We start from the raw sequence: 23172 nt of genomic DNA on the forward strand, positions 1-23172 counted from the left end.
CTTAGCTCCCCCTGCGGGACGCGATATAGCGTCCGACCATTTCGTCGATCTTGGCCACGATGGCGCCGCGCTCCAGCACGACGCCGCCGTCGGCCCATTCGATCCGGCAGTCGCCGGTGGCGATATCGGGCTCGGCCAGGATCACCAGCCGGCCCTCGAAGCCGCTCTGCTTGGCGAGCCGCTCCATCTTCTCGCGCGCGCTGTCGTAGAGTGCGTCGTTGATGCGCACGACGAGATGCGGCGTCGCGACAAGGTGCGAGAAGCAGTCCTTGACCAGCGCCATGATCTCGCCGAGCGGTTCGGCAGCGACCAGATCGGCGCACAGCTTGCGCGCCACCGCCACCGCCACGTCGACCGCCTCGGTCTCCATCTTGGTCTCGATGTTGCCGATGCCGGCGGCGACGCCGCGGACACCGATGTTGATCTCTTCCATGGCGAGCGCGACGCGGCGGTCGCTCTCGGCCTTGGCTTCGCGCTGGCCGGCGGCAAAGCCGTCCTGATAGGCGCGCGCCTCGGCTTCCGCGATCTTCTGGGCGATCTCGGCAGCGGTCGCAGCCTTCTCGCGCGGCGACCGCTCCGGCGCTGCGAAGTCGGTGTCGAACAGGAATTTTGCGGGGGCGCCCATCAGTACACCAGCTCGTCGTCGGCGCGGTTCTTGGTCAGCATGATCTCACCCTTGGCGGCGAGGTCCTTGGCGAGGTTGACCAGCAGCGCCTGGGCCTCGTCGACGTCGCGCAGGCGGACCGGGCCCATCGCCGCCATGTCGTCCTGGAGCATCTTGGCCGCGCGCGAGGACATGTTGCCGAAGAAGAAGTTGCGGACGTCTTCGTTGGCGCTCTTGAGCGCGACGCCGAGCTTGTCCTTGTCGACATTGCGCATCAGGGTCTGGGCCGAGCCGGAATCCAGCTTCACGAGGTCGTCGAAGGTGAACATCAGCGCCTTGATGCGCTCTGCAGATTCGCGGTTGTCCTCTTCCAGCGAGGTGATGAAGCGGGTTTCGGTCTGGCGGTCGAAATTGTTGAAGATTTCCGCCATCACCTCGTGGGCGTCGCGGCGGCGGGTCTGTGACAGGTTGGACATGAATTCGGTGCGCAGCGTCTTTTCCACGCTCTCGATCACCTCCTTCTGCACCGCCTCCATCTTCAGCATGCGGTTGACGACGTCGAGCGCGAGCTCCTCGGGGAAGATGCCGAGCACGCGCGCGGCGTGTTCCGGCTTCAGCTTCGACAGCACGACTGCGATGGTCTGCGGATATTCGTTCTTGAGATAGTTGGCGAGGACCTCTTCCTGCACGTTGGAGAGCTTTTCCCACATGTTGCGGCCGGCGGGGCCGCGGATCTCGTCCATGATGCCGTTGACGCGCTCCGGCGGCAGGTACTGCTGCAGCAGCCGCTCGGTGGCGTCGAAATTGCCCATCAGCGCGCCGGAAGCCGACATGCGGGAGACAAACTCGAGCAGCATGTCCTCGACCGTGTCGACCTCGACGGTGCCGAGCGTCGACATTTCCAGCGAGAGCTGGCGGACCTCGTCGTCGTCGAGCATCGACCAGATCTTGCCGCCATATTGCTCGCCCAACGCCAGCATCAGGATCGCGGCGCGCTTGGGTCCCGTCACCGCTTCGGTCTTGCCGCCCGCGCGGCTGCCCTGGCGGGCACCGAGCGTCGAGATCACGCTGGTGATGTCGTTGGAGTTGGCGTTTTGCAGGTTGCCGGCCATGTCAGTTCACTTCTCGATTATTTCGCGGGTTCGGTCAGCCATTGGCGGATGATGGCGACGGTTTCGTTGGGGTTGCGCTCGGCGAGCTCGCCGACGCGATGAACGGACTGGGCATGGACCTGGCCCTGAATGGTGGCGACGTCGATCGCGCTCGCGGCGCCGCCCGGCAGCAGCGCCTGCCCGGCAGGCGCGGCCTCCTCCGAAGCGGCGGGGCCGGCGAGGGCGCCGGAGATGGCGGCCGCGACCTCCTCGGAGGCGAGGATGCGCTTGACCAGCGGGCGGATCACCAGGAACAGCACGACCAGGCCGAGCAGCATCATCACGCCGAGCTCGACGAAGTACATGACGTCGTCCTTGGTGAACTGCAGCATGCCGAGGAAACCGGAGGGCTCGGCGATCGGGGCGGTGGAGGGGGCGTCGGCAAAGCGCAGGTTGACGACCTCGACCTGGTCGCCGCGCTTCTGGTCGAAGCCGATCGCCGAGCGCACCAGGGTGGCGATGCGGTCCAGCTGTTCCTTGGTGCGGTCCGTGTAGGCGAGCTCGCCCTTGTCGTTCTTGGAATAGATGCCGTCGACCAGCACGGCGACCGAGATGCGGTTGACCCGGCCGGCCTCGGTCACCTCGGTCTTGGTGGTGCGGGAGATCTCGTAATTGTTGGTTTCTTCGGTCTTCTTGCTCTGGTCCTTCGCCGTGGGACCGCTGTTCTGCTGGTTGCCGGGGAGCTCGTTGTTGACGGTGACCTGGCCGTTGTTGTCGGCGGTGAGGCTGCTCTCTTCCCGGGTCTGGCTCGAGCGCAGCACGCGGCCCTCGGGATCGAACTTGTCCGAGGTCTGGGTGATCTTGTTGAAGTCGAAATCGGCGGAGAGCTGGACGCGGGCGCGGCCGGAGCCGACCACGGAGGAGACGATGTCCTCGACCTGCTTGCGCATCCGTTTCTCGAAGGCGGTGCGGCGCTCGTCGCCGACCGCCTGCTCCGGATCGGTCGCGGCGCCGTCGGCGAGCAACGAGCCAGCCTCGTCGACGATCGAGACGCGCTGCGGCTTCAGCCCGTTGACGGCGGAGGCGACGAGGTGACGGATGGCACGGATCTGCTGGGCCTCGAGCGAGCCGCGGACCCGCACCACGATCGAGGCCGACGGCTCCGGCGCCTCGCGCGAGAACAGCGGGCGCTCGGGCAGCACGAGGTGGACGCGGGCGGCCTGGATGCGGTCGATGGCGCGGATGGTGCGGGCGAGCTCGCCTTCGAGCGCGCGGAGATGGTTGATGTTCTGGACGAAAGAGGTGGTGCCGAGCGCATCCGACTTGTCGAACACTTCGTAGCCGACGCCGCCGCCCTTGGGCAGGCCGCCCTCGGCGAGCTTCATCCGCAGGCGCGTGACCTTGTCCTTGGGCACCATGATGATGCTGCCTTCATTGCGCAGCTCGAACTGGATGCCCTGTCGCTCCAAATCCTTGATAATGCCCGAAGAATCCTCGACCGAGAGGTCGGTAAACAGCGTCGTCATCTGCGGCGTGGTCACGCGCATGATGACGAACGCGAAGAAGCCGATGAGCGCGGCGGTGACCGCGATCATCGCCCCGAACCGGGCGGCGCCGATACCCTTCAAAAAGTCCGCAAGACCTTGCAAGCAACCGCCCCGAAGCTTCGACCCGCAACCGAGCGGTCGACTGGGCAATTATTGCCTAGGTGATGGTTTCGATATGGTTAACGAAGGTTAAGAGCTGGGACAAAAGTCGCGCCAAAAGGAAACATGAAAAAAATCGGCCTCGCGGGGCGAGGCCGATTTTCGTCAAAAGCTGCAGATTTCCGGATCGCTTACTGGCGATATTGCTGGATGCGGGTGGTGCGAAGACCCGCCAGACCGTGCTGGTCGATGGAAAACTGCCAGGAGAGGAATTCGTCGACCGTCAGGGTATAACGGCTGCAGGCCTCCTCGAGGGAGAGAAGTCCGCCACGCACAGCGGCGACGACTTCGGCCTTGCGGCGGATGACCCAGCGTTTGGTGCCGGGTGCGGGCAGATCTGCGATCGTCAGCGGACTGCCGTCCGGCCCGATGACGTATTTTACCCTCGGGCGATGGGGTTCTGTCATGGCGTACTCACAAACTCTCAACCACTGAACTCACGCCGTAACCCTACGCGTGCGGGCTTAAAAATCCGCTAAGCCTAAGGCTTCAATACAATTCTCGTTGAAAATGGCTGGAACACAGCCGGCCCGGAGGGCTGGACACCATGATCCGAGCCGGCCGAGCGGGGTCTTCGTAAATACTTTACTAACGAATGGAGCCGGCGAAGCCCCAACTGTCGTCCCGGGGCGCGCGTAGCGCGAGCCCGGGACCCATAACCCCAGCGAGTAGTTTGACGACGACTCGGGGTTACGGTCTCACGCGAAAACGACGTTCTGCGGTGATGGATCCCCTGAGTTCGCGGGGATCACATCTCGTGTGTGGCGAGGCGCGCGCCTTTAGTTGCTGCTGGTGGCGATGATGCTCTTCACCTGGCTCAGGGTGTAGCTGGCGCCGTCGATGGTGAGTAGCGGCGGCGACTGGGTCAGGTCGACGGACGACACCACGCCCTGCACCTGCGCGGCGATGCCGACATTGTTGTTCGCCACGTCCTTACCCGTCGCCGTGATCGTGTACTTGCCGTCGGGCCATTGCGTGCCGTCATTGCCCATTCCGCTCCAGGTGAAGGGAATGTCGGTGCCGGCGGCGGCGGTATATTTGCCGGTGAACACGGTCTGGCCGGTGGAATTGGCAACGGTGATGTCGACGGTCGAGTCGGTCGGCACGTTGAGATGCCAGGTCGCCGACGAGTTCGTCATGGTCGCGGTCGAGCCGTCGACCAGCGCGGTCTTGCCGACGAAGCCCAGCGCCTGAGTCGCCTGCGTGGTCTGTTGCAGGGTGACGAGCTGGGACAGTGAATCGTTGGTCTTGAGCTGCTGCTCGACGCCGGCGAACTGCACGAGCTGCTGGGTGAATTGGTTGGTGTCGAGCGGATCGAGCGGGTTCTGGTTCTGCAGCTGCGTCGTCAGCAGCGTCAGGAAGGTCTGGAAGTTGCCGGCGAGCGTCGCGCCCGTGTTCGAGCTCAGCGAGTTCGACGAGGACGACTTCGGGACGTCGGTGGTCCCGGAGACGGGCGTCGGGGCGGTGGCGGCATTCGTGGTGGTCATGTTCGAATACTCCTCACACTCTGATGTCGACGCCGCTGCTCGATCCGAGCATGCGGCCGTAGCCGCGCCCGACGGGCGCCGCAGCAACGGTGTCGTCTTCGCTGATGATCAGCCGGCGGGCATTGCCGCCATTGTCGTTGTTCTGGCCGGAATTCTGGCCCGATGAATTCTGGTCGCGCAGGCTGAAGGACAGCCCGTTGCTGCCGGTCTTGAGGCCGGCATCGTCGAGCGCGCGCTGCAATTGCGGGGCGTCCTGCCGCAGCATCTGCAGCGTCTCCGGCTTCTCGACGGTGAGATGCGAGGTGACCTGGCCGTTGCGGTCGACATTGATGCGGACGTCGATGCGGCCGAGGTCGATCGGATCGAGGCTGATGTCGAAGCGCGTCTTGCCGGCACGCGCCGCCGCGGCGATCTCGACCGGCACGCCGCTGATCGGCACGGGCGTGGAATTTGCCGCGGTCGCGGTGAGCGTCGCGGTCGATGCGGTGGCGGCCGACGTCGTATTGGTCAGCGGCGCCTGGATGGTGGAGGCGGCCTGCGCGCTGGTGTCGGTCGTGGGCACCGCGGCCTGCGTGCCGGCATGCGCGTGCGTGGTTGCCGTCGCCGGCGTTGCGTCGGAGCGGTCGGAGGCGCCGGCCTTCGCGTCGGTCGGGTTCGCCTCGGCCTGCGGCTTGGCGGCTTGCGCATGCGCGGTCGTCGCCGGAGTCTGCGTGGCGTTCGCCTTGCCCGCGTCCTGGCCGATATTGGAGACGTCGCTCTCGCGTTGCGCGGTCGCGACGGCCTTGAACGAAGGCTTCGGCGTGCCCTGGTCCACTGCGGCGACCAAGCCGCCATTGGTCTTGGCATCGGTCGCGGTGCCGTCGGTCGTGCCGGTGGCGGCATCGCCCAGCGTTGTCGTCGTGTCGGTATCGACCTTGGCACCCGCGGTCTTGGCGCTCTTGTCGCTCGCCGTGGCGGTGTCGGTCTTGCCGCCTGCGATCTGCGCCGCGGTGGAGGCGCTGGCGGCGATGCCGGCTGCCGCAATGGTCAGCGGCGAGGCGGCGGCATCGCCGGCCTGGCTCGCGGCCGCGTTCGGATCGACCGGCACCACGGGCGGGGCCACCACGATGGCGTTCGGATCGGGCATAGCGACCCGCGCCGCGTCGGGCTGCACGGCGGCATCGGCGGTGGCGGCAACGGTGCCGTCGGTCTTGTCGCCCTTGGTGCCGTCGGATTTCTCCGACGATTTCGCGTCGGAGGTCTCGGACTTGTCCTTGGTCGGCTTGGCCGGATCGGCCGTCGCGTCGTTCGCGGTGGGGGCCGATGTGTCGGTGTCGTCGTTCGCCTTGCTCTGCGAGGGCTGGTCGGTCGCGGCGGTATCGCGCGGGCTCTTGTCTGGGGCGGACGACGACTCGGTCCGGCGCGGCGCGGTGTCCTGCGGCGGCGCGTTGTTGCTGATCGCCTGGGTGTTGCTGTCGACCAGCGAGCCGAAGGAGTCGTTGCTGGACGTGTCTTTGGAGCTCTGCGACCGGGCAGGCTTTTGCTGCGCGCTCTGGACTTGCACGCTGGCTGCTACGTCTGACGCCCGACCGACCACGGAAAACCTCTTGGAAACATCTTCGGCATAGAGGTAGCAAGGAGCGGGCCAGCTTCCTAGAGATCTATTTTATCTAGCAAAATCAATTAATTGGGTGATTTTCGCCACCGCCGCGAGGAACGCAAGAGCCCCGCCATTTCTGCCTCCCCGGCAAGAATTGCCCTAAGCGGCCGCCCGCGTGATTGCTTCACCGGAATGCGGCCTATATTAAAGAGCTGCTCTCAGCCGCTTTCGACCGGGCAGTCGTGCCCCCGGGGGAACCAAAGTTCCCGGGGAGCGTCGATGTCCCGCCGGAAGCCGAAGAATGTCCAAGTCATCGCGGATCGCGAACGCCGCCGTCACAACGCTTTAAGGCCCATGCTGAACAGTCTGGATCTCGAAGGCCGTCCTGAGGACAACAGGGTCGTCGTTGCCATGTCGGGCGGCGTCGATTCCTCGACGACGGCTGCGCTGCTCAAGGCCGAAGGCTATGACGTCGTCGGCATCACGCTGCAGCTCTACGATCATGGCGCGGCGACCCACCGCAAGGGCGCCTGCTGCGCCGGCCAGGACATCCACGACGCCCGCGACGTCGCCGCCAAGCTCGGCATTCCCCATTACGTGCTCGACTACGAGGATCGCTTTCGCGAGTCCGTCATCGACAATTTCGCCGACTCTTACGCGCTCGGCGAGACGCCGGTGCCGTGCATCGAGTGCAACCGCTCGGTCAAGTTCCGCGACCTCCTGAAGACCGCGCGCGAGCTTGGCGCGCAGGCGCTCGCCACCGGCCATTACGTCGCCTCGCGCCGCCGCGACGACGGCTCGCGCGCGCTGGTCTGCGCCGCCGACAGCGACCGCGACCAGAGCTACTTCCTGTTCGCGACCACGCAGGAGCAGCTCGACTTCCTGCGCTTCCCGCTCGGCGACATGACCAAGCCCGAGACGCGCGAGCTCGCGCGCCGCTTCGGTCTCGCGGTCGCCGACAAGCACGACAGCCAGGACATCTGCTTCGTGCCGACCGGCCGCTACACCGACATCATCACTCGCCTGCGTCCGAACGCGATGGACCCCGGTGACATCGTCGATCTCGAGGGACGCGTGCTCGGCCGGCACAACGGCATCGCCAATTTCACCGTCGGCCAGCGCCGCGGCCTCGGCATCGCCGCTCACGCGCCGCTGTTCGTGGTGCGGCTGGATGCCCCGGGCCGCCGCGTCGTCGTCGGCCCGCGCGATGCGCTGAAGATGCACCGCATCGTGCTGCGCGACGTCAACTGGATCGGCGACGGCGACATCGACCGCGCCATCGGCGCTGGCCTCGAGATGTTCGTGCGCGTCCGCTCGACCCGCAGCCCGCAGCCGGCCTGGCTGCGCGGCGGCAACGGCCATTACGAAGTCGAGCTCGTCGCCGGCGAGGAGGGCGTCTCGCCCGGCCAGGCCTGCGTGTTCTACGACGCGCCCTCGGGGCAGGCGCGCGTGCTCGGTGGCGGCTTCATCCAGAGCGCCGCCGCGAAAGTCGCAACGAGCACTGCGAGGCCGCTGGTGGAAGCGGTACGCGGCTAGAAAATTTCCGGGGCAGGGGGCATGGCAGCAGACATCTCGCGGGCCGGGGTCGAGAAGGCCTATGGCCGCTGGGCGCCGGTCTACGATCTCGTGTTCGGCAAGGTCTTTGACGCCGGACGGCAGTCGACCATCGCGGAGGCCGACCGCATCGGCGGCCGCATCCTCGACGTCGGCGTCGGCACAGGGCTTTCGCTCTCCGATTATTCGCGCACGACAAAAATCTGCGGCGTCGACATCTCCGAGCCGATGCTGCGCAAGGCGCAGGCGCGCGTACGCGCGCTGCGGCTCAGCAATGTCGAAGTGCTCTCGGTGATGGACGCGAAGAACCTCGCCTTCCCCGAAAACTTCTTCGATGCGGTGGTCGCGCAATATGTCATCACCGCCGTGCCCGATCCCGAAGGTACGCTCGATGAGTTCGTGCGCGTGCTCAAGCCCGGCGGCGAGCTGATCCTGGTCAACCACATCGGCGCCGAGAGCGGCCCGCGCAAGCTGTTCGAGCTCGCCTTCGCGCCCATCGCCCGCCGCCTCGGCTGGCGGCCGGAATTCCCGTGGGACCGCCTCGTCAACTGGGCCGCCAGGCACCGCGGCGTCACGCTCGCCGAGCGCCGTCCGATGCCGCCGATGGGCCACTTTTCGCTGATCCGCTACGTCAAATCGTAACGCGATTTGCGGAGATCGCGCCGTCGGGGCACTGTCTCCACAAAACGCGGCCTCATCCCGACGAGCCCGCCAGCGGCGGGCGCCTCGAAGCATCGGCCGCAGGGAACCGCCAGCCAATTTCCAGCGCTTCAATTCGCCGTGCGTCGGCCGGAACCTCCGCATGGCCGGAGACGTTTCCCTCCCATGCGCACGACATCAAACATCATTCTGGCCAGCCTCCTGATCGCCGCCTCAGGCAGCGCGATCGCGCAGGCCCCGCCGCGACCTGCAACGCCGCCGCAAGCGACCGCGCCGCCATCGGCCCAGCACGCCGCCAATTGCATGCCGCAGGACCGCCCGAACCGCGCCACCGCGCCCGACGGCACTACCACCGGCCAGTCCCGGGAACCGCTCGGCGACAAACTGGCAAAATCTGACGGCGTGCTCTGCCCGCCCTCCGGCGTGGACCCCGAGATGCATGCTCCGGCCCCTTCTACGGACGGTGCCATGCCGGTCATCCCACCCCCCGGTAGTCCTGGCGGCGACCCGACGGTCAGGCCGAAATAGGCTGATTCTTCCTTCGCCTCTCCCCGCTTGCGGGGAGAGGCCGGAGCGCATCGAAGATGCGATCCGGGTGAGGAGGACTTCCCACGAGTCTGGTGCCGGAAATCCCAGGAATCTTACCAAAGATCTTCGTTTCAAGCCAACTTGTCCCGCCGACTTGCCCGCCGAAGCCTTGGTGCAGGCGGGAGCCCCGGCGAAGGCGGAAGCTTTTCGCAAACGCGGATTGACAGCCCGCCGCCCCCTTCCTTATATGCCGCGCGTTCGCGAGATCGGCCGTTCCGCCGCTTGCGACCCTGTGGCGGGGTAGCTCAGCTGGTTAGAGCACGGGAATCATAATCCTGGGGTCGGGGGTTCGAGTCCCTCCCCCGCTACCAAGAAAATAAGGGCTTTTCGTACACTTATCTTGAGGTCCCCACCTCGTACCACGCTTCGTACCACAATTCGATTCCCGTGGATCGAAGGATTCAAATAACTTCCCTAGTGATTTCAAATCCTTGCGGGGCGCCAGCTTGGCTGTTTCTCGATGTTGCGATCGTGCTGACTGCCAATTCGCACTAGTGATGCGCTGAGGGCACGATCCGCTCGCGCAGCTGTCGTATACGCGGGGATATGTCCTTCGCGATTTTAAGGGCAGTGACACCCTCAACGATTCGTCTCCAAGGTGCGCGAAGCACTCGCGGCTGGTTGAACGACGTGATTGAGTTGAAGGTGACTAGCGGCCTTGACCTTTTTGGATGGTGTTCAGAGAGATCAAGATTTCCGAAGAGGCTATACTGATCACGGCTTCTCTAGCGGCGCTCCACTCGCGGCTAAATGCTGCCGTGTAATCGTGCTAGCTTCTCAATTCTCGAAACAGATTTGGAAGGTCACGTTTGATCTTGGAGGATGAAGATGCGCCTGGGATCGATCAGGCCTAGCGGCTTTATTGAGCAGCACATCATGACGTCTGGCGAAGTTGTCTTGCAGTATTTGCAAAGGATGGAAGCCTGACGCCCGATTATTGCAACCGGCCGCGACATGCCCGTTCTTCCGCAGCGACCAGGTCGTGCCGCTGCGCTCAACGCTAGATGAGGCCCTCGTTCCGCGTGATGGCCGATGCCGCAGCTAGCCCCGATTGCAATGCACCTTCCATGTAACCGAAAAACGGCAAACAGCAGTGCTCACCCGCAAACACAAGCCGCTCGTTGAACGGCCTATTGAGGAACGGCCCGATGCGGGTGACCTCGCCGGGAGCGGGGCATGAATATCCGGCCCCCGTCCAACGTTCGGCGGGCCAGCAGATCAACGTGGGATCGCTCACCAGATTCCCAGAATAGCCGGCAAAGAGTTTTTCCAGCTCGCGCCCGTAGTACGCATTCAGTTCGCCCTGACCCGACCGGCCAAGCAGCTCTATCGCTTCCTTGGCGGCATCACCTCCGGCGAACAGGCTGAGCTCCACGGACTGATCTGTCATCTGGATCTGATTATCCGTGCCGTCCCAGGTCATTCCGATCGCGTCTGACATGCCGTTTGGAGACAGGCCGCCGCCGAACCAGAAACGGCCTTTGAGTTCGCTCAGGTACTTGATCGCGAGGCCCATCGACATGTGAAAGTCGGGCGGAATGGCAGGAGTAATCGTGATGTCTGAAGGGGATGATGCGGTTGGCCAAAGACTCGGCGGAACGGCAAATACGACATAGTCGAATTCAAGTTCGTCGTCCGCTGCGGACTTGAGAGTGACTTTGTCCGCGCGAATATCGATCAGTGCTATCGGCCTGTTTGTTGCGACGCTGCCACCTGCCGCTTCGATGCTCTGCGCCAGTTTGAATGCGAGCGTTTGATTGCCTTGTTCGCATTTTACGGTTTCGGACTGGGTAAAGTAGTCGTCGGGCTTGCCATGAAGCGCGCCGCCGCGAATTGCGGCGAGATTGGCCAGTAGGCTCTGTCGGCGGGTGGGGGCGCCGTTAGTGTTGGCGAACTGGGCCTCGAGCGCCTTCTTCGCAAGCCTGCTGCAATCCTGCTTTTCGATCCAGTCCGCCAGGCTCGTTCGGTCAAGGTCGTGCGCGTGCGGGGTTTCCCAGCATTTATAAGGATCGGCCAGCGTTCTCGCTTCTGCGCAGATCTTCGCGATCACCGGCTCCATCTCGTCGTAGACTTGCTTGGTCTGCTTCGGCGAGAGCACCTGGCCGTCCAGCGACAGCGGCATATCGAGATTGAGGGACGTGAATGCTTCCTCCGTGGTGAGCACGCTCAATCCCAGACCGAAATGCTTGGCAAGCCGCAGCCAGGTTAAGTGATTGTATCCGATCAACTCGGCGCCGGCTTCGATCACGCGGTGGGATGATGTGTGAAATTGGGTCCACACTCTGCCGCCGACGCGATCGCGCGCCTCGAAAACCTGGACCGTGCATGTGCGCGATAGGGTATGGCCGGCCATGAGTCCCGCGAACCCCGCACCGACGACGGCAACTCGCGTCTTCTTGTCTGCCCGTTCAGGAGCGAACATGATATTCGCGCCGAATGTCTGCGCGAAGTTTGCGATCCTGTTCTGCAGGTCGCGTTGTCGCTGGAAGGCCGGCGGCCTGGTGCCGAAGCGCTGGTCGAGCCGCGCGTAGAGTGAACGAGCCATGGTGTCTCCGTCATGGACGACGTCGGATCGCGCTTCTGAAAAGCTGCGCTTTCCTCGACGCGAGTGAGGCGATGGCGCCGCCGGGATAACGTTGCACAGCTCGGGTTTTCAAAAGGAAAGCGGTTGTCAACGGCAGCGACGTGTGCAACTTATAGCTGATCGATTGAAATGGCTCTAGTGGCCGGGTGGGAGTAGCCCAGCGATCTTTGGCGCAAGACCATAATATTTTTGTCGACGTATTTGTGCTGGCCGGCCCGGCGAGAGAGCGTCAGCGGTCATGGATTTTGGATGACGCGTTTGAGGCTGCGGACAGATTTTTGGGCGCGACGCGGCATCAGCGGATCATTGTTTCTGATGGGGTAATGTCCCGCACATAGCGGAGGAGCACTCATGTCGATTTTGCGCAGATTCGACCCGCCGGCGTATCTGACCGATCTCGATCACGTCCCCGGCGGCCGCCAGCAATGGGACGAGTTTGTTAGCCTCTGCTTCAAATCCTCGATCGATGTCCAGAAAGCTATTCTTTCATCGGACGAAAAAAAGCCCGGCACCGTCCAGTTCTTCGATCCCAAGCAATACGATGCCAAGACGACGCTCGTTGAGCAGCCGATTGTCTGGAATGCCTTTCCTAAGACCCTGATCCTGAAATTTGGACGCGACCGCGCGCTCCAGGAGGCTGACAGTCTATGGCCACTGTCACCTTATGACGCTTATCATAAACCGTACGATAGCTTGCTGCCGGCGCAGCGGCTGATGCTGGCAAACACGAAGGTCTGGTTCCGGCCGCTCGATGAATATTGCGAATGGTTCGTCGAGCGCGATCCTGCCACCGGACGGATCGCGCGAGTCACCTTCACGTCTGAACCGCCTGAATACTGGACCGCGATCTTCGGTGGGAGCGTCAACATCGATGACGGCGTGTCCTATCGCTTCTCCGGCAACCCCGAATACGCCGCCCACCTCTATCGTGAGCTCACGGGCAAGCCGGTCGAGGTCGACGACCTCCGGCTCAAGGTACCGTTTGGGGGGCTGCAGGTGGGCGACTACAACCCCAACAATAAGTGGAATACGACCCACGGCATTGTGCATCTCAATTGCCCGCCGAATTCGATCGGAGCCGAGATCAGGCTGGGTGCAGACGCCACGATCTTGCGACAACGCCGGGATGGAACACCGGTCACGTCGCCGGACGAACTAATCTGCTGTTCGCGCTATGGGGGCGCCAACCGAAACAGCGATCCCACGATCGGGGCCACCGTCAATGCACTCGCGCGACTGAAAGCGATGGTGACGCTCGTCAATCCGGTCGGTCTTTACATGGATGATATCAACCTGACGGGGTGGGAGCCGCCGGATGGGATTGCACCAGCCGAATGTATCCGCATCGTGAGGGGCGAGCCCGGTCGGATCGAGCGGCTGGTCGTCGAGGTGCCGCGCGAAACGGGGCGCACGCTGAGTGATCTCATGATCGGCGGTGTACCGCTGCGGTGGGGCGGGCAGATCGCCGAATGCATCACCGTCAAGCTCGTGGGTGGCGCAACCGACCTCGCAACCGTGCCCAACGACAGGATCGAATGCGTCGGCCAAGCGTGCGTGCTGCGTTCCGACACGCGCCTTCTGCGTGCCATCGATGTCGGCACAAACATTCCACCGGGTTTGATGCCGGCTTTTTCGGAGCCGCATAGCCACGACGGCCGCGGCGCCGGCCCGGCCGTGGTCGCAAGTCTCAACTATTCGCGCCGCGCGCATGGGGGCATCTGATGGCCAAGAGAGCAATCGTCGCCGGCAGGAAACCGGTGGTCGCAGACACGAAGCTCCGTGCAATGGCTCCATTAGAGCCCGTACTGGAACTGGATGACATCCAGGGAATCGCGGCTCCCGGCTTTCTCAAGCCGCATCATGCCCTGGTATATCTCCGGCTGCCCGAGGCGATCTTGCAACTGATTGCAATCCGCGAGCATCTGGCCGCCATGGCGTCCGCCGGGGCGATCGCGTCGGGAAGGAAGACGCTTGAGGATCGAAGGCAGCATCGCCAGTTCGCCGCAGGGTTCGCCAAGCGAGAGGCCCGCGCGCCGCTCGTGGCACTTGCTTTCACCGCCCAAGGGCTGGGGCGTTTCACGCCGGCGGTAAGTCAGTTCAAGAGCCCAGCGTTTCGCGGGGGGCTTGCGGCGCGGTCCGGACTCCTCGGTGACCCTGTCGATCCGGACGATCCCGCCGCGGCGTCCAATTGGGTCGTCGGCGGCCCCGGAAACGAACTCGACGCAATGTTCGTCGTCGCTGGCGACCATCAGGCTGACGTTCGTTCCCTTGCGCAGCGCATTGCGGGAGATCTCGTGGGGCTGGGAGCGAACGTCGCGATCCAGCACGGCGACGTTCGCGCCGATCAACCCGGACATGAGCATTTCGGTTTCGATGACGGGGTGTCGCAGCCAGGAATCCGTGGGCGCGCCAGCCATGCGCCGGATGACTTCGTCACGGACCGTAAACTTGACGCGGGCGATCTTCCTGATGCGTGGCTCTACGGGTATCCGGGTCAGGACCTGGTCTGGCCAGGGGAATTTCTGCTGGGGTATCCTGTGTCCGGCGCCGATCCGCTTCTCCCGGGGCCGACGCTGCCCTGCGAACCGTGGATGAGAAACGGCAGTTTCCTGGTCTATCGGCGCCTGAGGCAGGATGTCGCCGGCTTCTGGCAGACAATGCGGCGCGAAGCTGCCCGCCTTTCGAAAACTTCCGGCTTCGAGGGCCTGACGGGCGAGGCGCTCGCTTCGCGGCTGGTCGGGCGCTGGCCAAGCGGCGCCCCCGTTCTCCGGACGCCGGACAAGGACGATCCCGATCTCGGCGCAGACGACATGGCCAACAATGATTTCCGCTTCGACAATAGCACGCCGGCCCGTGCGGGTGGCCCGTCACCGTTTGCGGACGCGCAGGCAGATCCGGTCGGGATCGTTTGCCCCGCGGGCGCGCATATCCGCAAAGTCAATACGCGGGATAGCGGCTCCGACATGGGAGGAGGCAACGCTTCCCAGACGCGGCGCCTATTGCGCGTTGGCGTTGCCTTCGGCGAAAGCCTCGCAGACCGGTATGGCGACGGCGGTCCCGATCCGCTCGAAGGAGACCGCGGCCTTTTGTTTCTCTCGATCCAATCGTCGATCGAGGACCAGTTCGAGTTTCTTCAGGCGCGCTGGATCAATAGCGGATCGCGCCCGCGTGGTCCTGGCGGACATGACATGATTGTCGGTCAGAATGCCGCTGCGCCTGACGGGATCCGGCGCTGTCATCTCTTCGGCGCGCAGCTCCAGTCCGCAGAGGTGAGGGCGCAAACGGCGTTCGTCGCACCCAGCGGAGGTGGATACTTTTTTCTGCCATCTCTGACCGCGCTGCGTGAGGTCGTGCTGGCGTCATCATAACGGGTGAGTGCGGCAGGCGTGCGAGATCAGGCGCCGCGATCGCCGATCGTCAATGACGCCCACGTCGGGGCTCTCGTCCATATGGTCATTCGTTCGGGATACGGCGCCTGATGACCGCTTTGGCTGTGTCCGCCGTTCTTGCGCGCGCGTCGTTATATTTGTCGCGCAGTTGTACGAACGCCTCTTCCTTCTCGGCCTCTTTTGCCACGCTGAAAAGCCAGTCCGGATTCTTTAAAGCATACGATCGCTCCGACGGCCGGCGTCCTTCATGCACCGCCTTGCGAAATTGCGCGATGTTCATCGTGGAGATGCCGAGCCGTTGCATTTCCCGAAGTTCTGCCGTCATCGTCTTGGCGCCAAAATCTTCGAAATACCGATCCACAAGCTCGTCGACGATCACATGCAGCTCGGCAGAGGCCTGCCGCTCTGCGCGATAGGCTTCTTGATGCGGCCGGGCGGACTCTCGGTTCGTGAGCGTTCCGCTGGTGATGTCCCACGCTCCAGCACATTTAGGGCAGTTTATTCCGTAGGAAATGTCAGCCGAACTCCACGGGTTGTCTTGCGTGGTAACGCTCTTCACAATCGCTCCGCTTCCGCATGGGCACGGACCCACCGCAAACTCGACTGTCTCTGAGGTGCTCATCACACTTTCCCTAAATCAGCGCTGCCTTGCGCCGTGGCCGGCGCTCCAGAAGAGTGTCTCACTGCGCGGCCGGACCCGCGGCGGCTTCGTCTGCACCCTCCCGGTCCTGGACTTGCTCTTCGAACTTTCTCAATAGACTTGCGGCCAAGCCGGTTCCGGACAGATGGAGCCCGATCTCGTCCAGGGGATTGTCAGGTGAACCGGATTGAGAACCCCAATTCATCGTACTGACCACAACATCATCTCGGTCGCACGCAAGAAATTTTGCATGAACTTGCGGCGTCGCCACGGCGATCAATTCGACAACGCCATGCAGTCGTTCGCGGTGCGCCTTGACGTGCCGCCGCTTGATTGGTCCTGTCTGGCGAGAGTAATAAACGCGGACATCGTCCAACCTGCGCCCGGCGATCTCGGCTGGGTTGAACAGCGCCGGCACCATGGGGGCTCCGACCTTGTTGGTACAGCAGACGAACCGCTCGGTGGCCTCGTGTGCCACCGTCCGGAGCAATCGCTCGTGTTCGTCAGCCTGAAGGATGCTCAGCCGAACCAGAATTCGATCATCCTCCTCAGCGAATCCCGTGATGAAGAAGCTTCTCTTGACCGCCGCGGCCCTGATCGCGTTGCCCGCCAGCTCACATGCCTCTTACACCGAGTGCACCGTGCCGAAGGAAACTGAGCTGGCCAACCGGCCCGGCGGACAGACTGAGCCGCGCTGGTTGCCGATCGAGAAGGGCCAGAAGGTTGCGATTCGCGACACGTATCGCGACTGGGTCTTCGTCGTCCATTTCGACAAAGATTCGGGCGAGTCCAAGTACGGTTGGGTCCAGCGCGACGACCTGGCGAACTGCCGGTCGAAGGACGGCACGCCCTAGCGCGTAGCCGCAGGCCGCGCTGCTGATCCAGAATAGATATTGGCTGATCCAGAATAGATATTGGCGAGGTCCGAAGGGTGGTTACCAGGTAAAGTATGCCCCCTAAAGCCGCATGCGCCAACGACCGCAAAAACGCAGTCAAAACGGGCGTTTCCAGGATCTTTGGCAATCGAACAGGCAGGCGATGCTGGCGGCGAGTACCTCCCTGAGCTCGACAATGCGCGCTTGATTAATCGCGACATGTGACACATATTAGGCGACACATGACGCGAGGGCTACTATGACTGCTGCAGCCGAGAAACCGGCTCCAAAGGGGCCAGGCAATGATCTGCAGAAGGTGGCCGATTTGCTCGGCGGGCCGCGCATCCTGTCGCGCCGCATCACAAGCACCCTCGACGCCCACGAACTGCTGCTGGACGGACTGCCAGGCTCCGCGCTGACCCACTTCGTCAGTCACCTCCTCTTCATTCAAACGGACTCGCTGGAAAAAGCCTTCGGAATGAGCCTTCGCACCTTTCAGCGACGCAAGGACGCTCCGGACAAGCCGCTCAGCCAGGAGCAAAGTGGGCGGACCTGGAAGTTTGCCGAAATCCTGGCCAAGGCCACGGACGTGTTCGGTTCGCAGGAAGAGGCAGAGCAGTGGCTCGAGCGTCCGGCCATCGGTCTTGACCAGCGTCGCCCGATCGATCTGCTTGCTACTCCGGCGGGCATCGAGCTCATTGAACAGTACCTCACACGGCTCGCATACGGCGTCTATGCATGACGCCTTCTGTAGAGCCATTGGGAGGCGGCAAGCTCATCGCTTGGCGCCTCGATCAGGCGCGCTTTGCGTCGAACTGGGATAGTGGCGAAGGCGCATTCCAGGTCGGCGGCCGGTGGAACAGCAAAGGCGTTCGCGTCGTGTATTGCGCGCTTGATCCAGCGACCGCGATCCTCGAAGTGGCGGTTCACAAAGGCTTCAAAGTGCTCGACACTCTGCCGCACGTACTGACCGCGCTTCATATCGCCGCCGTGTCCGACGTTCAAATCGTTCGCGCTGCCGACGTTCCGAACGCCAATTGGCTGCGACCGGGAATCCCAGGCGCGGGCCAGCAGGCGTTCGGTGATGCGCTCTTGGCCAAGCACAAATTCGTCGTGATCCCAAGTGTGGACAATCACAGCTGGAATCTGATTTTCGACCCGACCAGGGCGGAAGGCGCGTACCAGCAGCACCTTCAGGAAGCGTTCGCGCTCGATACGCGCCTTCATCCTTCGACATCACCGCTCTAATTCGGCCCCGTAGCAGCGACCGGCCGCGTGTGAAATATCGAAGAGGTGCGGTCACGGGCAAAGTGTGTCCCCTAGTCCCGTCTCCAAAGTATTGCGATCGCAAGAGCCAGTTTCGGCGCGGCGACCCGCTGGCGGGTGGCGCAGGGTAAAGTAGGTCCCCTTGGACAAGCACGTTGTGACAGCCATCGTCCTAGCGACGAATTTACCCCCGGCCTGCGACAAGGCGAGCCGCCTGCCGGAGGTCGCTCACGGGAATGGTTCGGCTGAATTTGCCCCGGATCTTCGGCGTCATCACGGTTCCCCGGGGTGAGGCTGTTCGAAGCAATTTTTCTCCCTCTCTAGGCGTAACTGTTACGAACTCGTACCCGGTACGAGTGTCTGGATGGGCTTTCCTATCGCACCAAGCGGTTTATATTGCAGGGGCGAAGATCTGGATGGCGCAATGGGTATTCCCGAGCACGACAAGCTCTCGATTGACGATTTTTTCAATGCCATTTCCGGCAGCGAGGTTCGCTACGAGCTCGTGGGGGGCGTAGCCTATGCCATGGCCGGCGCCAAAGAGGGGCATAACGTCATCTGCAGCAACGTCCAGACCGCCTTTGTTCCGGCCGGGAAGAAGAACGGCTGCCGCACCACATCGAGCGACACGGCCGTCCAGACTGGTCCGGACACGATCCGATATCCCGACGTCGTCGTGGATTGTGGCCCGCCCAATGCGTCCGCAATGACGGCCTCCAGGCCGACCCTGATCGTCGAAGTCTCCTCGCCGGGCACCGCCGTCTTTGACTACGGAGACAAGCTGCGCGAGTACCAAGATTTGAAGAGCGTCGACACGGTTATCCAGATCGAGTCCGAGATTGCGCTCGTTAAGGTTCACCGACGGCAAGAAGACGGAAAATGGACTGAGGAAAAGTTCGAGGAATTTGACGTCGCCATTCCGCTTCCGACGTTGGGCACGTCCATCTCGCTGAACGAGATCTACGATACGCTCGATGTGAGACCTCGACCGCGTCTCCAGATCGTAAGAAGCGATCACACCCCTCGTTGAGACCTTACCATAGGCCGTAGAAGCGGCCTGACCGAGTGCCCTATTTCCAGGACCGAGAGAAAAGCCCCGCCGTCGCTGGCGGGGCTTTTTGTGTTTCAGGCTAAGGGACCTACTTTGCCCCGATTAGGGACCAACTTGTAGGGGACGCCTTATGGTGGGTGGCTTCGGCATAGTGCTCCGTTGCCGTCGGGACGGTTTCCATCTGGTCGGAGCGGACGGCAATGCGTCTAAGTCTCCGGCGAAGCCGCGCCCGGATCTTCCTTCTCCCCGGTGGCGACGATCTTGAGCGAACCGTCCGGAAGCGGCCGCTGCAGTGCTTTGGCTTCTTCCCAAGGGGCCTGCATCCATATGTCGTACTCTTCGGTCGTCGTAAGGACGACCGGCATCGCTTTTGGATGCACGCGCTTCACCTCGGCATTCGGCTCGCAGGTCAGAAAGCCGAAAACATCGGCTGTGACCTCGCCTTCCTTCGCCTTGCGAACCGAAGTCCAGTTAGTCCAGATGCCTCCGAACGCGAGCGGCGAGCGGCTCTCATCCGTAGCAAACCACACGGGCACCTTCTTGCCGTCGATGGTGTCGTATTCGCTGAAGCTGGTGAACGGCACCAGACAGCGATTGTCTGCGCCGAGCCACCGCTTCCAATGCTTGCTGCTGGTGTTGCGGATGTTAGTCGTGCCACTATCCGGCTCCAGCCGCAGCAGCTCCTTGAAGTCCACCGTCTTGCCCTTAGCTTCTAGTTTCTCTGCGCGTTTCCTCGTCGCATCCATCAGCGCCTGCGCCGAGGAAGGCATGCCCCAACGTGCCATGACGAGTTCGCGTCCCTCGGCCCCGTTGCGAACGATCGGCGCTGGGTAGTCCGGGAAGATGCCCGGCATCGACGGAAGGTTTCCGACGCGACTGTTCAGCGCCCCAAACAAGCGGCGGATCGCATCTACGTTTTTGGTCATCGAATAGAGATTACAGATGTGGACGGCCCCCCGCTTGTCAGGATTGTAGCAGACTTCTGGCCAGATCGCTTGCTATCAGATGTCCGGCCTGTTTGCGCGGACAAAGCCCGCTGGCCGAGATGGTGTTCGCTACGCACGCTCCAAGCACATAGGCGACATTCGTGATGCCAGTGTAATCTACGGAAGCTCGCGCGTATCGACCGATCGGTCCTTCCATCTACTGCGTCCTGCAAGTTCGTGGGCTATCCGGCGAGCAACCTCGACCGGTACAACGATTTCAGATCAGATTGGCATGGCGGCCACTGGGCGGTTGTACACGCCGCCTGATATCATCAATCGCCAAGCGATACGGGCGAACTTGTTGGCCAAGGCCACCGCCACCAACTTCGGCGGCTTTCGCTCCAGTAGGGAAGCGAGCCAGGGTGTCGGCTTATGACGGCCCTTTCGAATATGCCTTAGCAGCGCGGTCGCGCCGACAATCAACGTCTGGCAGATCCTTGAGAACTCGTGCCCGTCGCGATGGGTCTCATGGATGGGTCATATTTTGGATGACCTCGTCAGCGGACCCGATGATTCCGACCCGCTCCAGGCCGCGCAACATGCCCACGGTCGATAGCAAGTGCAAGTTCGGCAGCTTGCGGAAGAACCGCACGCCAGGGACATCCGCGTCCTCAAATAGCACGAGCACCGGTTCGCTTGCCGTGAGATAGTTTTCCAGCCCGTCGGACATGAAATCGACTATTGCGACCTCTCCTGCGTTTCTGCGCGGCGGCAGTCCCTCTCGATGCTTCTCGCGTTCGCGACGTCCCGTTTCCGTATCTTCGATTTTGAACGGAGGTTGGTGCGCATCGATGAAGGCCTTCACTTCGCGATCCTTAGGATAGTTCACGGGATCGCGCGTGAGTTCATCGTAGACCGCGTCGACGACGACGATGGGCATGTCCAATTTCAGAAGGAGCGGCAGCTCGTTTGCAACCCAAAGGCTATTGAATGGCCCAGCGTCTGGAATGACGAGGGTACAGCGCTTCGTCACGACTGCCTCCAGATGCGGGCAAATGTCGTCGCTTGGTTTTCGATTTCATGTGCCGGCAGGCAGGGGAGCGGTAAGTCTGCCTCGCCAAGGCGGACGAGCAGTCCGGCGTAGTCCCTAAGCCCGAGAGCCTTCATCGCCTGCTCTTTGGTCATCCGCCCTTGCGAGAAGGCCAGGAGAGGATCCTCGGTCGCTTCGACCTTGCGGCCAGCCGTCACTGTCTCGAGATGATCCCGGACGATAGCCGTAAGCGTGGTCCCATGGCTGGCCGCGTAAGCCTTGGCCCTCGCAACCAGATCGTCTGGCAAGTTGAACGTCGTGTTCCTGAGCATGGCGCACCTTTGATCACATATATATGTGATCAAGCTGTGCTGGACAATGAGATCCCGTTTCCGATACAGACCGGGCTAAGCCGCGAAGCGATTTACAAATTTTCCGCCCGGCCGACATCCGACCGTTGAACCCGTTCACTGGGCGACAAAGGTGATCAAAAGCGGCCTGGTTGAGGCCATCTAGAGGTTGGTGCCACAGGCCGTACCCACACTAACGGGCCTCTAAAGCCGAGGGCAATTCAACACGAAAATCCGGATAGCCAGAAGGTCGGCAACTCGCGCAAGCGCGTGGAGAACCGCCTCGGCCGTTAGCCCATCTCTTCGCGGCGCCGCGTGGACGGCGCCCGGCGTTCTACTGCTCGGCCGGGCATTCCGGGCAGCTGTCCCCGATCGAGTCCAGCACGTCGCGCAGCTCCGCGATTGCATCTTCGGAGGAGATGCCGGCCGGTGGATCTCGCCGCGCGATCTCGAAAGCCCGCTCGCAGGCATGTGGATCGGCGCGGTCCTGCATCCAGCCGTGCTCCTCGCACTCGCCGGATGGCACCGGCCTCCTGCAGCACCGCGATGGCCCAGCCGCGCAGCGTCCGGATCGCCGGCCGTCTTTCCTTGAACATCAGCATCGAATTGCTCCTGGCATCTGTCCGGCGAATCCTTAGAGGCCGCGGTGCGTTCCGCGCTGCTATCACAGCCCAGGGATTCGAAATCGCGGGGACTTAGTTTTTGCACCTGTTCCGACCGGTGCGGGTCAGGAACAAGGGGCCTGTGGCCCCATTGAATCGGCGCGTGTGAGTTGCGTGGAGTACGTCGATGACCGCCGATAAGAAGGTGCTGGAAGCCGTCGAGCGGGCGCAGGCCATCCTGGCCCGCTACTTGGAACCGGGCGAGAGGGACTGCGAGCGGACGATCAACGATCTTCTCGACGTCCTCGACCGCGACGAGGTCGTCGCCGCCGTCGAGGAGCTCGAACAGCGCGGCGAGGCCGTCGCCGAGCTCCGGCGCCTTCTCGATCGAGGAGGTCACTCCTGGAGTTCTCCTCCGAGGAATGCGATGGAGCCCGATCTGCCGCCGATGCCGCCGGAGAGGCGCCCCCAGGATCTGATAATGGACGGCAGGGACATGCGCTTCGAGGGCTACCAGGTCGAGACCAAGGAGCACGCCGGCGAGTATCCCGACACGATGCCGCAAGTCATCGAAGTGACCGATGCGGAGGGGCGGAAAGCCGCCTACGTGCCGCTCAGCCGCGACGGCAAGGTCGTCGAAAGCTCGGCGGTCGTGAAGAAGCTGAAAGAGTGCGAAGATAGTCGCTGATCGCTCAAGCGGCGGGCGCCGGGTCTTCCTTCACGCCGCGTGCAACGATCCGGAGCGCCCCGTTCGGAAGCGGCCGCTGCAGCTTCAGGGCTTCTTCTGCGGGTGCGGTTATCCAGGTCTCGACCCCTTCCGGCGTCGTCAGGATCACCGGCATCGCCTTGGGATGGATTGCGAAGACTTCAGCATTGGCATCCCCTTCCTTGACTTTGCGGACAGACGTCCAGTTGGTCCAAATGCCGGCGAAGCAGGCGAGGGGGCGGGTCTCGTCGAGCGCGAACCAGATGTCGCCGCCCTCGGCCTTGTTGAATTCGCTAAAAGAGTTGAAAGGGCTCCACGCAGCGGTTCTCGACGCCGAGCCATCGGGTCCAATGTTTGCTCTTCACGTTGCGGATGTTGGTCGTTCCGCTCGTCACCTGTCCGGTGGCTCTCTACCCGGCGACATCGGAATCCGAGAAAATCTCGTTCAATCAGCTCAATCGAGCGACCGGTCACCGGATCAAGT

General features: G+C 62.9%; 22 protein-coding genes, 1 tRNA gene and 4 pseudogenes. 12 read left to right on the forward strand and 15 right to left on the reverse strand.

The genetic code is table 11. From position 1 onward, the window contains the following. Position 1: 1 nt before the first annotated feature. From CT676_RS34930 to CT676_RS34955, 6 genes are all read right to left on the reverse strand, one after another. A complete protein-coding gene (locus tag CT676_RS34930) occupies positions 2 to 625 on the reverse strand; it encodes a FliH/SctL family protein (RefSeq protein ID WP_063981200.1) in 624 nt (207 codons plus the stop codon). After that, a complete protein-coding gene (gene fliG, locus CT676_RS34935) occupies positions 625 to 1716 on the reverse strand; it encodes a flagellar motor switch protein FliG (RefSeq protein ID WP_028153248.1) in 1092 nt (363 codons plus the stop codon). Before fliG ends, CT676_RS34930 begins: the two co-directional genes overlap by 1 nt. Positions 1717 to 1733: 17 nt before the next feature. Beyond that, positions 1734 to 3344: a flagellar basal-body MS-ring/collar protein FliF gene (gene fliF / locus CT676_RS34940; RefSeq protein ID WP_028153249.1), complete on the reverse strand. Its 1611-nt coding sequence runs from the start codon at positions 3342 to 3344 to the stop codon at positions 1734 to 1736. Positions 3345 to 3532: 188 nt separating this feature from the next. Next, positions 3533 to 3808 (reverse strand): DUF1153 domain-containing protein, encoded by a 276-nt coding sequence (locus CT676_RS34945; protein WP_002714638.1) that lies wholly within the window; start codon positions 3806 to 3808, stop codon positions 3533 to 3535. Between the two features lie 372 nt (positions 3809 to 4180). Continuing rightward, positions 4181 to 4888 carry a flagellar hook capping FlgD N-terminal domain-containing protein gene (locus CT676_RS34950; protein ID WP_085399144.1) on the reverse strand — a complete coding sequence of 236 codons (708 nt, stop codon included), beginning with the start codon at positions 4886 to 4888 and terminating at the stop codon, positions 4181 to 4183. Positions 4889 to 4901: 13 nt separating this feature from the next. Then, positions 4902 to 6464: a flagellar hook-length control protein FliK gene (locus CT676_RS34955; protein WP_135216376.1), complete on the reverse strand. Its 1563-nt coding sequence runs from the start codon at positions 6462 to 6464 to the stop codon at positions 4902 to 4904. Positions 6465 to 6821: 357 nt separating this feature from the next. Between CT676_RS34955 and mnmA the strand changes: the two genes are divergently transcribed. From mnmA to CT676_RS34975, 4 genes are all read left to right on the forward strand, one after another. Beyond that, entirely contained in the window at positions 6822 to 8003 is a 1182-nt protein-coding gene (gene mnmA, locus CT676_RS34960) for a tRNA 2-thiouridine(34) synthase MnmA (protein WP_135216377.1), read from the forward strand. A gap of 21 nt (positions 8004 to 8024) precedes the next feature. Then, the gene (locus CT676_RS34965) at positions 8025 to 8663 is read left to right on the forward strand and encodes a class I SAM-dependent methyltransferase (RefSeq protein ID WP_063981205.1); all 639 of its coding nucleotides are present in this window, start codon (positions 8025 to 8027) and stop codon (positions 8661 to 8663) included. A gap of 183 nt (positions 8664 to 8846) precedes the next feature. Continuing rightward, positions 8847 to 9209 (forward strand): hypothetical protein, encoded by a 363-nt coding sequence (locus tag CT676_RS34970; protein ID WP_135216378.1) that lies wholly within the window; start codon positions 8847 to 8849, stop codon positions 9207 to 9209. A 294-nt stretch (positions 9210 to 9503) separates the two neighbouring features. Beyond that, positions 9504 to 9580, forward strand: a tRNA-Met gene (locus CT676_RS34975). Between the two features lie 689 nt (positions 9581 to 10269). Here CT676_RS34975 and CT676_RS34980 read toward each other — a convergent pair. Next, positions 10270 to 11814 carry an NAD(P)/FAD-dependent oxidoreductase gene (locus CT676_RS34980; RefSeq protein WP_135216379.1) on the reverse strand — a complete coding sequence of 515 codons (1545 nt, stop codon included), beginning with the start codon at positions 11812 to 11814 and terminating at the stop codon, positions 10270 to 10272. 390 nt (positions 11815 to 12204) lie between these two features. On the opposite strand from CT676_RS34980, the gene CT676_RS34985 reads away from it, so the two are divergent. Together CT676_RS34985 and CT676_RS34990 are read left to right on the forward strand one after the other, a co-directional pair. Next, positions 12205 to 13575: a hypothetical protein gene (locus CT676_RS34985; RefSeq protein WP_135216380.1), complete on the forward strand. Its 1371-nt coding sequence runs from the start codon at positions 12205 to 12207 to the stop codon at positions 13573 to 13575. After that, complete coding sequence (locus tag CT676_RS34990; RefSeq protein WP_135216381.1) at positions 13575 to 15221, forward strand: Dyp-type peroxidase; 1647 nt, start codon at positions 13575 to 13577, stop codon at positions 15219 to 15221. The genes CT676_RS34985 and CT676_RS34990 overlap by 1 nt, the downstream gene beginning before the upstream one ends. 85 nt (positions 15222 to 15306) lie before the next feature. On the opposite strand, the gene CT676_RS34995 is transcribed toward CT676_RS34990, so the two are convergent. Both CT676_RS34995 and CT676_RS35000 read right to left on the reverse strand, forming a co-directional pair. After that, the gene (locus tag CT676_RS34995) at positions 15307 to 15864 is read right to left on the reverse strand and encodes a hypothetical protein (protein ID WP_135216382.1); all 558 of its coding nucleotides are present in this window, start codon (positions 15862 to 15864) and stop codon (positions 15307 to 15309) included. A gap of 58 nt (positions 15865 to 15922) precedes the next feature. Beyond that, positions 15923 to 16408, reverse strand: a pseudogene (locus tag CT676_RS35000) (hypothetical protein); the annotation flags it as partial. Between the two features lie 37 nt (positions 16409 to 16445). Here CT676_RS35000 and CT676_RS35005 point away from each other — a divergent pair. From CT676_RS35005 to CT676_RS35020, 4 genes are all read left to right on the forward strand, one after another. Further along, entirely contained in the window at positions 16446 to 16736 is a 291-nt protein-coding gene (locus CT676_RS35005; protein ID WP_135216383.1) for a hypothetical protein, read from the forward strand. A 280-nt stretch (positions 16737 to 17016) separates the two neighbouring features. Beyond that, positions 17017 to 17499: an antitoxin Xre/MbcA/ParS toxin-binding domain-containing protein gene (locus tag CT676_RS35010; RefSeq protein ID WP_135216384.1), complete on the forward strand. Its 483-nt coding sequence runs from the start codon at positions 17017 to 17019 to the stop codon at positions 17497 to 17499. Further along, positions 17496 to 18005 (forward strand): RES domain-containing protein, encoded by a 510-nt coding sequence (locus CT676_RS35015; protein WP_135216385.1) that lies wholly within the window; start codon positions 17496 to 17498, stop codon positions 18003 to 18005. Before CT676_RS35010 ends, CT676_RS35015 begins: the two co-directional genes overlap by 4 nt. 442 nt (positions 18006 to 18447) lie before the next feature. Beyond that, positions 18448 to 19053 carry a Uma2 family endonuclease gene (locus CT676_RS35020; RefSeq protein ID WP_167768270.1) on the forward strand — a complete coding sequence of 202 codons (606 nt, stop codon included), beginning with the start codon at positions 18448 to 18450 and terminating at the stop codon, positions 19051 to 19053. A 227-nt stretch (positions 19054 to 19280) separates the two neighbouring features. Here CT676_RS35020 and CT676_RS35025 read toward each other — a convergent pair whose 3' ends face one another. The 5 genes and pseudogenes from CT676_RS35025 to CT676_RS35045 all read right to left on the reverse strand — a co-directional run bounded on the left by CT676_RS35025 (position 19281) and on the right by CT676_RS35045 (position 21982). Continuing rightward, positions 19281 to 20018 (reverse strand): SOS response-associated peptidase family protein, encoded by a 738-nt coding sequence (locus CT676_RS35025; protein WP_135216387.1) that lies wholly within the window; start codon positions 20016 to 20018, stop codon positions 19281 to 19283. A gap of 264 nt (positions 20019 to 20282) precedes the next feature. Beyond that, positions 20283 to 20483: pseudogene (locus CT676_RS45535) on the reverse strand (IS110 family transposase); the annotation flags it as partial. Between the two features lie 43 nt (positions 20484 to 20526). Further along, on the reverse strand, positions 20527 to 20940 hold the full coding sequence (locus CT676_RS35035; protein ID WP_135216388.1) for a hypothetical protein: 414 nt from the start codon (positions 20938 to 20940) through the stop codon (positions 20527 to 20529). A gap of 89 nt (positions 20941 to 21029) precedes the next feature. Then, the gene (locus CT676_RS35040; protein WP_135216389.1) at positions 21030 to 21362 is read right to left on the reverse strand and encodes a DUF6364 family protein; all 333 of its coding nucleotides are present in this window, start codon (positions 21360 to 21362) and stop codon (positions 21030 to 21032) included. 352 nt (positions 21363 to 21714) lie between these two features. Next, positions 21715 to 21982: pseudogene (locus tag CT676_RS35045) on the reverse strand (hypothetical protein). Positions 21983 to 22169: 187 nt separating this feature from the next. On the opposite strand from CT676_RS35045, the gene CT676_RS35050 reads away from it, so the two are divergent. Further along, positions 22170 to 22670, forward strand: a complete 501-nt coding sequence (locus CT676_RS35050) for a hypothetical protein (RefSeq protein ID WP_135216390.1) — start codon at positions 22170 to 22172, stop codon at positions 22668 to 22670. A 4-nt stretch (positions 22671 to 22674) separates the two neighbouring features. Here the strand turns inward: CT676_RS35050 and CT676_RS44480 are convergent. Then, a pseudogene (locus CT676_RS44480) lies at positions 22675 to 23074 on the reverse strand (SOS response-associated peptidase family protein); the annotation flags it as partial. Between CT676_RS44480 and CT676_RS35055 the strand changes: the two are divergent. Further along, positions 23061 to 23172, forward strand: a 112-nt coding sequence (locus CT676_RS35055; RefSeq protein WP_343287560.1) for a Ku protein, incomplete at its 3' end; no start/stop codon positions are given. The pseudogene CT676_RS44480 and the gene CT676_RS35055 sit on opposite strands and share 14 nt — an antisense overlap.

The organism is Bradyrhizobium sp. MOS001, assembly GCF_004634465.1.
In the GTDB taxonomy this organism is placed as follows: domain Bacteria; phylum Pseudomonadota; class Alphaproteobacteria; order Rhizobiales; family Xanthobacteraceae; genus Bradyrhizobium; species Bradyrhizobium barranii.

Excerpts from the sequence above, each read along its gene's own strand:
- CT676_RS34930 (WP_063981200.1), bottom strand. The coding sequence starts at position 625 with ATGGGCGCCCCCGCAAAATTCCTGTTCGACACCGACTTCGCAGCGCCG.
- fliG (WP_028153248.1), bottom strand. The coding sequence starts at position 1,716 with ATGGCCGGCAACCTGCAAAACGCCAACTCCAACGACATCACCAGCGTG.
- CT676_RS34945 (WP_002714638.1), bottom strand. The coding sequence starts at position 3,808 with ATGACAGAACCCCATCGCCCGAGGGTAAAATACGTCATCGGGCCGGAC.
- CT676_RS34950 (WP_085399144.1), bottom strand. The coding sequence starts at position 4,888 with ATGACCACCACGAATGCCGCCACCGCCCCGACGCCCGTCTCCGGGACC.
- mnmA (WP_135216377.1), top strand. The coding sequence starts at position 6,822 with ATGCTGAACAGTCTGGATCTCGAAGGCCGTCCTGAGGACAACAGGGTC.
- CT676_RS34965 (WP_063981205.1), top strand. The coding sequence starts at position 8,025 with ATGGCAGCAGACATCTCGCGGGCCGGGGTCGAGAAGGCCTATGGCCGC.
- CT676_RS34970 (WP_135216378.1), top strand. The coding sequence starts at position 8,847 with ATGCGCACGACATCAAACATCATTCTGGCCAGCCTCCTGATCGCCGCC.
- CT676_RS34980 (WP_135216379.1), bottom strand. The coding sequence starts at position 11,814 with ATGGCTCGTTCACTCTACGCGCGGCTCGACCAGCGCTTCGGCACCAGG.
- CT676_RS34985 (WP_135216380.1), top strand. The coding sequence starts at position 12,205 with ATGTCGATTTTGCGCAGATTCGACCCGCCGGCGTATCTGACCGATCTC.
- CT676_RS34990 (WP_135216381.1), top strand. The coding sequence starts at position 13,575 with ATGGCCAAGAGAGCAATCGTCGCCGGCAGGAAACCGGTGGTCGCAGAC.
- CT676_RS34995 (WP_135216382.1), bottom strand. The coding sequence starts at position 15,864 with ATGAGCACCTCAGAGACAGTCGAGTTTGCGGTGGGTCCGTGCCCATGC.
- CT676_RS35005 (WP_135216383.1), top strand. The coding sequence starts at position 16,446 with ATGAAGAAGCTTCTCTTGACCGCCGCGGCCCTGATCGCGTTGCCCGCC.
- CT676_RS35010 (WP_135216384.1), top strand. The coding sequence starts at position 17,017 with ATGACTGCTGCAGCCGAGAAACCGGCTCCAAAGGGGCCAGGCAATGAT.
- CT676_RS35015 (WP_135216385.1), top strand. The coding sequence starts at position 17,496 with ATGACGCCTTCTGTAGAGCCATTGGGAGGCGGCAAGCTCATCGCTTGG.
- CT676_RS35020 (WP_167768270.1), top strand. The coding sequence starts at position 18,448 with ATGGGTATTCCCGAGCACGACAAGCTCTCGATTGACGATTTTTTCAAT.
- CT676_RS35035 (WP_135216388.1), bottom strand. The coding sequence starts at position 20,940 with ATGCCCATCGTCGTCGTCGACGCGGTCTACGATGAACTCACGCGCGAT.
- CT676_RS35040 (WP_135216389.1), bottom strand. The coding sequence starts at position 21,362 with ATGCTCAGGAACACGACGTTCAACTTGCCAGACGATCTGGTTGCGAGG.
- CT676_RS35050 (WP_135216390.1), top strand. The coding sequence starts at position 22,170 with ATGACCGCCGATAAGAAGGTGCTGGAAGCCGTCGAGCGGGCGCAGGCC.